Origin of the sequence: Mesorhizobium sp. M8A.F.Ca.ET.021.01.1.1 (genome assembly GCF_003998025.1) — a bacterium.
GTDB lineage: Bacteria > Pseudomonadota > Alphaproteobacteria > Rhizobiales > Rhizobiaceae > Mesorhizobium.
The window spans coordinates 1-7,493 of the sequence record NZ_RZSJ01000285.1; the positions used below are offsets into that span (position 1 = coordinate 1).

At 63.8% G+C, this 7,493-nt stretch carries 9 protein-coding genes; 7 read left to right on the forward strand and 2 right to left on the reverse strand.

Annotated features, from left to right (window positions below):
• From EOA36_RS20890 to EOA36_RS20910, 6 genes are all read left to right on the forward strand, one after another.
• The coding region (locus EOA36_RS20890) for an ABC transporter permease (RefSeq protein WP_145969240.1) at positions 1-515 on the forward strand (515 nt) is incomplete at its 5' end.
• A 2-nt stretch (positions 516-517) separates the two neighbouring features.
• A complete protein-coding gene (locus EOA36_RS20895) occupies positions 518-1,285 on the forward strand; it encodes an ATP-binding cassette domain-containing protein (protein ID WP_023772158.1) in 768 nt (255 codons plus the stop codon).
• Positions 1,286-1,401: 116 nt separating this feature from the next.
• Entirely contained in the window at positions 1,402-2,394 is a 993-nt protein-coding gene (iolG, locus tag EOA36_RS20900) for an inositol 2-dehydrogenase (RefSeq protein WP_127279234.1), read from the forward strand.
• Between the two features lie 345 nt (positions 2,395-2,739).
• On the forward strand, positions 2,740-3,528 hold the full coding sequence (locus EOA36_RS20905) for an SDR family oxidoreductase (protein WP_127279235.1): 789 nt from the start codon (positions 2,740-2,742) through the stop codon (positions 3,526-3,528).
• 190 nt (positions 3,529-3,718) lie between these two features.
• Positions 3,719-3,868 (forward strand): hypothetical protein, encoded by a 150-nt coding sequence (locus EOA36_RS37345; protein WP_189553286.1) that lies wholly within the window; start codon positions 3,719-3,721, stop codon positions 3,866-3,868.
• A gap of 86 nt (positions 3,869-3,954) precedes the next feature.
• Complete coding sequence (locus tag EOA36_RS20910; RefSeq protein WP_127279236.1) at positions 3,955-5,046, forward strand: 3-deoxy-7-phosphoheptulonate synthase; 1,092 nt, start codon at positions 3,955-3,957, stop codon at positions 5,044-5,046.
• Positions 5,047-5,080: 34 nt separating this feature from the next.
• Here the strand turns inward: EOA36_RS20910 and EOA36_RS20915 are convergent, their stop codons facing one another.
• Positions 5,081-5,716, reverse strand: a complete 636-nt coding sequence (locus EOA36_RS20915) for a LysE family translocator (protein ID WP_127279237.1) — start codon at positions 5,714-5,716, stop codon at positions 5,081-5,083.
• A 127-nt stretch (positions 5,717-5,843) separates the two neighbouring features.
• Between EOA36_RS20915 and EOA36_RS20920 the strand changes: the two genes are divergently transcribed.
• Complete coding sequence (locus tag EOA36_RS20920) at positions 5,844-6,539, forward strand: YafY family protein (RefSeq protein ID WP_127279238.1); 696 nt, start codon at positions 5,844-5,846, stop codon at positions 6,537-6,539.
• 221 nt (positions 6,540-6,760) lie between these two features.
• Here EOA36_RS20920 and EOA36_RS20925 read toward each other — a convergent pair.
• A partial coding sequence (locus tag EOA36_RS20925) for a Gfo/Idh/MocA family oxidoreductase (RefSeq protein ID WP_145969241.1) occupies positions 6,761-7,493 on the reverse strand: 733 nt, incomplete at its 5' end.

Below are 7,493 nucleotides of genomic sequence, written 5' to 3' on the forward strand. Positions count from 1 at the left end.
CGATATCAGTCCCGACCGACAGTTTCGCGGCAATAGGCAAGGGCCTGATGCCGGTCATCATCTTCCTGTCGCTGGCCGTGCTGTTCCAGCTCATCATGACCTACACCCGATACGGCAAGCACTGTTACGCGATCGGCTCCAACGAGGATGCCGCGCGCATGTCCGGCATCAAGATCGCCAACCACAAGATCCTCGTCTATGTCATCGCCGGCATTCTCGCCGCGCTCGCCGCCGTGGTGCTCTCCTCCAAGAACCTCACCGCCCAGGCCGGCATGGGCGTGATGTACGAACTCGACGCCATCGCCATGGCGGTCATCGGCGGCGTCTCGCTGTCGGGTGGCCGTGGCTCCATCATCGGCACGGTGATCGGCGCGCTCATCTTCGGCGTCATCATCTCCGGCTTCACCTTCCTGCGCCTCGACGCCTACTACCAGGAGATGGTCAAGGGCGTGATCATCGTCGGCGCGGTCGTTCTCGACCAGTGGCGCCAGCGCATGCGGGCATTGAGGGCTTGACCATGTCAGACATCGTCCTGAAGACCGAAAACCTCACCAAGCGCTATGGCGGCGTGCATGCACTTGAAGGCGCCAATTTCGAGCTGCGCAAGGGTGAGCATGTCGCCATCATGGGCGACAACGGCGCCGGCAAGTCGACCTTCGTGCGCCAGATCACCGCCGTCGAGCAGCGGACGAGCGGCCAGGTCTGGTTCGACGGCAAGGAAGTGAATTTCGCCGGCCCGATCGAGGCGCGCGAGGCGGGCATCGAGACGGTGTTCCAGAACCTGGCGCTGGCCGACGATCTCGACGTGCCGTCCAACCTGTTCCTCGGCCGCGAAAAGGTGCTGTTCAATCTGGGGCCATTCTCGATCCTCGACCGCAAATACATGCGCAAGGCGACCGAGGCGGCACTGGTCCGCACCGCGGTGAAAATTCCCAATTTGTCCAACACCATCCGCCACATGTCGGGCGGCCAGCGCCAATGCGTGGCGATCGCCAGGACGGCCACCTTTGCCTCCAAGCTGATCATCATGGACGAGCCGACGGCGGCCCTTGGCGTGCAGGAGACGGCGCAGGTCGAAAACATCATCCGCACGCTGAAGGACAATGGCGAGCCGCTGATCCTGATCAGTCACAACATGCGCCAGGTGTTCGACCTCTGCGACCGTATCGTCGTGTTCCGGCGCGGCCGCATCGTTGCCAATCTGCGCAAGGAGAATACCGACGGGCAGGACATCGTCTCCTACATCACCGGCGCCAAGACCGGGGAGGCGGAACTCGCGGCCTAAGGGCCGGGCGCGGCGGCGATGGTCATCGCCTTCCCGTCGATTTGTCTTGACCGGAAAATCATCCAGCGCCCATGACCGGCGCCCCGCTTCGAACCATCCCCTAGAGGAAAATTTCCATGACTGTTCGCTTCGCCCTCCTTGGTGCCGGCCGCATCGGCAAGGTCCACGCCCGCGCCGTGGGTTCCAACCCCCAGGCAAAACTGGTCGCCGTTGCCGACGCCTTCGAAAAGGCGGCAAGCGAACTGGCGAGCGCCTATGGCGCCGAGGTGCGTACCATCGACGCCATCGAAAAATCGAAAGACATCGACGCGGTCGTCATCTGCACGCCGACCGACACGCATGCCGATCTGATCGAGCGCTTCGCCAAGGCCGGTAAGGCGATCTTCTGCGAGAAGCCGATCGATCTCGACGTCAAGCGCGTCGAGAAGTGCCTGGCCGTGGTCGACAAGGCCAAGGCGACGCTGATGGTCGGCTTCAACAGGCGCTTCGACCCGCATTTCGCCGCCGTGCGCAAGGCGATTGACGACGGCGCCATCGGCACGGTCGAAATGGTCACCATCACCTCGCGTGATCCCGGCGCCCCGCCGCTCGACTACATCGCGCGCTCCGGCGGCATTTTCCGCGACATGACCATCCATGATTTCGACATGGCGCGCTTCCTGCTCGGCGAGGAGCCGGTGGCGGTCAGCGCCCATGCCTCGGTGCTGGTCGACAAGAAGATCGGCGAAGCCGGCGATTTCGACTCGGTCAGCGTCATCCTCGAAACCGCATCGGGCAAGCAGGCGGTCATCTCGAATTCGCGCCGCGCCACCTATGGCTACGACCAGCGCATCGAGGTGCATGGCTCGAAAGGCATGGTGGCGGCCGAGAACCAGCGGCCGGTGTCGATCGAACTGGCCAACGAGAAGGGCTATACGCGCCCGCCGCTGCACGACTTTTTCATGACCCGCTATCTCGACGCTTATGCCAATGAGATTGCTGCCTTCATCACGGCGGCGACAAAGGGCAAGAAGGCAGCGCCAAGCGGCGCCGATGGCCTTGTGGCACTGAAGCTGGCGGACGCGGCGCTGAAATCGGCGACGACAGGCAAGACAGTGCGCCTAGGCTAGACAGTAAGGTCGTCGATCTACAGGGCTTTATGACTAGCCGTAACATTCATCATGTCGTCATCCACGGGCGAAGCAAGGAGCGAAGCGACGCGGCGCAGACCCGAGGATCCATGCCGTTACATAGAAGCGGCTCCAACGGTTCAGAATTTTGGTCCGCTGCGTTCTTCGGCAGAGGTCACGGAATGGATCCTAGGGTCTCCGCGACGGAGCTTCGCTCCCGCTTCGCCCTAGGATGACGACGTTGGGGATACTTCGACCAAGTTTCCCAACGTCGCGATAAGGCACCGAAGAAACCTCAATGAATCTCATGAAACTGTTGGCAGTCAAGAACCCAGGAGCAGAGCAATGAGCACCGATCGTAATTCACAGACACGCGCCATCGTCACCGGCGGTGCGCAAGGCATCGGCTTCGCCGTCGCCGAGGCACTCGCCGACGAGGGCTGCCGGGCGCTGGCGCTCATCGGCCGCTCGCAGGAGAAGGGCGACAAGGCTGTTGCCCATTTCAAGAAATCTGGCGTCGACGCCATCTTCATCAGCGCCGACGTTTCGAAGGTTGCCGACTGCAAGCGTGCGGTCGCCACCGCGCTCTCGCATTTCGGTACGATCAACGCGCTGGTCAACGCCGCCGCCACCTCGGCGCGCGGCTCCCTGGTCGAGACATCGGAAGAGCTTTTCGACCAGATCTTCGACACCAATGTGCGCGGCCCCTTCTTCCTGATGCAGGGCGTGGTGGCGCATCTGCTGGAGAAAAAGGCACCCGGCTCGATCGTCAACGTGCTGTCGATGTCGGCGCATACCGGCCAGTCCTTCCTGACGCCCTATTCGACCAGCAAGGGCGCGCTGATGACGCTGACCAAGAACGTCGCCAACGCCTATCGCTTCAACCGCATCCGCTGCAACGCCGTGCTGCCCGGCTGGATGGACACCGAGGGCGAGGACATCGTGCAGAAGAAATGGCACGGCGCGCCCGACGACTGGCTGGCGAAGGCCGAAGCGGCCCAGCCGATGGGCCAGTTGGTGAAGCCGGGCCAGCTCGCGCGGCTGATCAGCTACATGGTCAGCCCGCAATCGGGCGTCATGACCGGATCGCTGGTCGACTACGACCAGAGCATCGCCGGCTCGTCGCCGGAATAGTGCCGACGTTGCGGCTGGCCCTTTCTCCCCGTCACTATACGGGGAGAAATGCCCGGCAGGGCAATGAGAGGCAGCACCGACTTTGACAATTACCGGTCCATACCCTGCCACCTCGCTTGTCTCTCCGACGTAGGCGCCGCCCCTCACCTGCCTGCCGGCATCCTCTCCCCGTATAGGGACGGGGAGAGGGGTGCTGTCATCGACGGTTTCGCCACCTGACCCTCATCGCCCCATCGACAAACGCCGCCGCTTCGACTATATGAGCGGCATGATCCACCTGTCCGCCACCTATTGGTACTTTAGCAGCTCGCTGGCGGCGGGAGGATTGCGCTCGATCTGAAGATTGCAGCAAACAGTCCGACAAGCCGCCAGACCTGGCGGCTTTTTTGTTTCAGCCGGCAGGTTCCCAAACAGGAGCAGAAAGCCGTGTTGACCACTACAGACGACCTTCGGGTCAAGGAACTTAGACTGCTGAGCACGCCGGAAGAGGTGATGCGCGAGATACCGCGCTCACTCACGGCGACACGCACCGTTGCCGCCTCGCGCAACGCCATCCACTCCATCCTGACAGGGGCCGACGATCGACTTGTTGTCATCGTCGGCCCTTGTTCCATTCATGATCCGGTCGCGGCCGTTGACTATGCCAGCCGTCTGGCGGCGCTGCGCGAGGCCCTGGCCGACCGGCTCGAGATCGTCATGCGGGTCTATTTCGAAAAGCCGCGCACCACTGTCGGCTGGAAAGGCCTGATCAACGATCCCGACCTCGACGGCAGCTTCAACATCGACAAGGGGCTGCGGATGGCGCGCAATGTGCTTTCCGCCGTCAACAATCTCGGCCTGCCGGCGGCGACCGAATTCCTCGACATGACGACGCCGCAATACATTGCCGACCTCGTCGCCTGGGGCGCCATTGGCGCGCGCACGACCGAAAGCCAGATCCATCGCGAGCTGGCCTCGGGCCTGTCCTGCCCGGTCGGCTTCAAGAACGGCACCGACGGCAATCTCAGGATCGCCGGCGAGGCGGTGAAGTCGGCCGCCCAGCCGCATCATTTCATGGCGGTGACCAAGGGCGGACGCAGCGCGATTGCGGCGACGACCGGAAACGAGGATTGCCATGTCATCCTGCGCGGCGGTGTCCAGCCGAACTATGACACGGCAAGCGTCGAGGCTGCTTCGGTGGAACTCGCCCGCATCGGTATCGCGCCGCGCCTGATGATCGACGTGAGCCACGCCAACTCCAGCAAGAAGCCCGAGAACCAGCCGAAGGTGGCGGCGGACGTGGCGGGCCAGGTGGCGGCGGGCGACGAGCGCATCATCGGCGTCATGATCGAAAGCAATCTCGTCGCTGGCCGGCAGGATGTCGTGCCCGGCAAGCCGCTGGTCTACGGCCAGAGCATCACCGATGGCTGCATCGACTGGGCGACCACCGAGACCGTGCTGCACGGGCTTGCCGGTGCCGTAGAATGGCGCCGCTCGGCGCGGCGCGCCATGCTGGACAGCCGGCAAGGGGCCGCCTGACACGATGGCGATGCGGGAGGGGCGGCGCCGGGACTTACGCCGCCCTCAGCCCTTCCCATGCGGTGAAGACCGAGACCGCGAACAGCAGCAGCCCGGCGGCGCGCCCGGCAAGGACGGTCGCCCGCGGATTGGCGATCAGAAGGCTGCGGCTGCGGCCGGCAGAAATGGCCAGCCCGCCATAGATCGCCGCCTGCGTCAGCACGGTCAGCAGGCCCATGATCGTCGCCTGCATCCAGATCGGACCATAGTGCGGTTTCAGGAACTGCGGGTAGACGGCCAGGACGAAGAGATAGGCCTTCGGATTGATCAGGCAGGTCACGAAACCCTGGCGAAACGCTTTCCATGCGGAACGGCTGCCGGCCGGCCCCTCATGGCCGACGGTGATGGAGCTGCGCATCAGCGTGATGCCGATATAGGCCATGTAGGCGGCGCCGGCGATCAGCAGCGGCTTGAACAGGATCGGCACGAAATGCATGAGCAGGCCGACGCCGACAGCGCCGTTCAGCGTGTGTACCATGCCGCCGACCATGATGCCGCCGGTCGCGGCCAGCCCTCTGTCGCGTCCGCCGGTCAGCGCGTTGGCAAGCACGAACAGCATGTCCATGCCTGGAACGGCGATGATGCCGAACAGGAGAAGAAAGAAAAGCCAGAGATTTTCCGCGTAGCTCATGTCAGTTGCCTGTCGCCTCTTGGGGGCGTGCCGCCAAGGAATTGTTGATTTTCAAGCCGATGGGCGATCCTATAGATCGAGCCAACTGACGATGGTGTGTCAGTTGTGATCACAGCCGGGGAGAAAAATGCGCAAGGCCTCGCGCCTGTTCGAGATCATCCAGATCCTGCGGCTGGCCAGGCAGCCGGTGACGGCGGCAATGATTGCCGGGCAACTGGAAGTGACGATACGCTCGATCTACCGCGACATCGCCGCGCTGCAGGCCATGCGCGTCCCGATCGAGGGCGGCCGTGGCATCGGCTATATCCTGCGTCCCGGCTTCGACCTGCCGCCGCTGATGTTCTCGATCGAGGAGATGGAGGCGATCGTGCTGTCGCTGGCGTTGCTCGAGCGCACGGGAGACGACGAGCTCAAGCAGGCGGCCAAGCGCGTCAGCGCCAAGATCGCCGGCGCGGTGCCGCCGCCCTTGCGCCAGACGCTCGACGCCAATGCGCTGCATGCCTGGGGCTTTGCCGCGCCCGCCGCCGGCACGATCGACCTGGCGCTGGTGCGCCGCGCCATCCGCGACGAGGAGAAGCTCGACCTTTCCTACCGCGACGAAGCAGGCCGTGCCTCCGAGCGGCTGATCCGCCCGATCGCGCTGATCTACTACGCCGAAACCGCCAACATCGTCGCCTGGTGCGAGCTGCGCCAGGCGATCCGCAATTTCCGCAGCGACCGCATCGAGGACTGCCAGCCGACCGGGTTACGCTTCAAGGGCGAAGGCGACCGCTTGCGGCAAATCTGGGTCAATGGCTGGGAGACTCCGGCAGCCAGTGGCTGAAGCGAGGGGATGAGTACTTAATCTCTCGCCGAGCAGTCGACCCCCACTCCGTCGAGCTTCGCTCGACACCTCTCCCCCGATCGACGGGGTAGAGGAAAGGCGCGTGTTCGCCGGCCTTAGCTCCCTTCCTCTCCCTCCGGAGGGGGGAGAGGTGGCTCGGCGAAGCCGAGACGGAGTGGGGGAAGGCGGTCCTAAACCGCGCAGTCTCTGAAAACTTGGCGTTATCTCACATCCACCCAGCGCTTCTCCTCGAAGGAGCGCGCCATCGCGTGCACGGTGCGCTCGATCTCCAGCCCTTCGGCGAACTCGATAAGCCGGGCCGGCTTGCCGGCCAGCCGCGTCAGCAATTCGTGGCACTCGATGATCTTGAGATCGTTGAAGCCGAGGCTGTGGCCGGGCGCCGGCACGAAAAGATCATAGGGCTTGTGCTGCGGCGCCACCAATATGGTGCGATAGCCCTGTTCGGTCGGTCGGTCCGACGTCAAATAGAGCTGGAATTCGTTCATCCGCTCCTGGTCGAACAGGACCGAACCCTTGGAGCCGAAGATCTGGATGGCGATACGGCCCTTGCGGCCCCAGGCCGAGCGGTTGACCTGCAGCGTTCCAGCAATGCCGTTTTCCAGATGCATCAGCACGCTGGCGATATCGTAGGTCTCGACCGCGCGGCGCCCGCCCGCCGCCAGCTTGCGGTCGGCATAGGGCTTGGCCATGTCGCAGATGACGCTGGCGACGCGGCCGAACAACGCCGTGACCAGCGACAGCGGATGCACGGCGAAATCGTCGAGCGCGCCATAGCCGGAAGTCGCTTCGTGCTTCCAGAAGAACGGCGCCTCGGGATCGGCCATGAAATCCTCGTCCATCTCGATGCGCAGATGGTTGACCTCGCCGATGATCTTCTCGTCGAGCAGCGCGCCGATGTGACGGATGGCCGGGCTCTGGATGTAATTGTAACCA

Excerpts from the sequence above, each read along its gene's own strand:
- EOA36_RS20895 (WP_023772158.1), top strand. The coding sequence starts at position 518 with ATGTCAGACATCGTCCTGAAGACCGAAAACCTCACCAAGCGCTATGGC.
- iolG (WP_127279234.1), top strand. The coding sequence starts at position 1,402 with ATGACTGTTCGCTTCGCCCTCCTTGGTGCCGGCCGCATCGGCAAGGTC.
- EOA36_RS20905 (WP_127279235.1), top strand. The coding sequence starts at position 2,740 with ATGAGCACCGATCGTAATTCACAGACACGCGCCATCGTCACCGGCGGT.
- EOA36_RS20915 (WP_127279237.1), bottom strand. The coding sequence starts at position 5,716 with ATGAGCTACGCGGAAAATCTCTGGCTTTTCTTTCTTCTCCTGTTCGGC.
- EOA36_RS20920 (WP_127279238.1), top strand. The coding sequence starts at position 5,844 with ATGCGCAAGGCCTCGCGCCTGTTCGAGATCATCCAGATCCTGCGGCTG.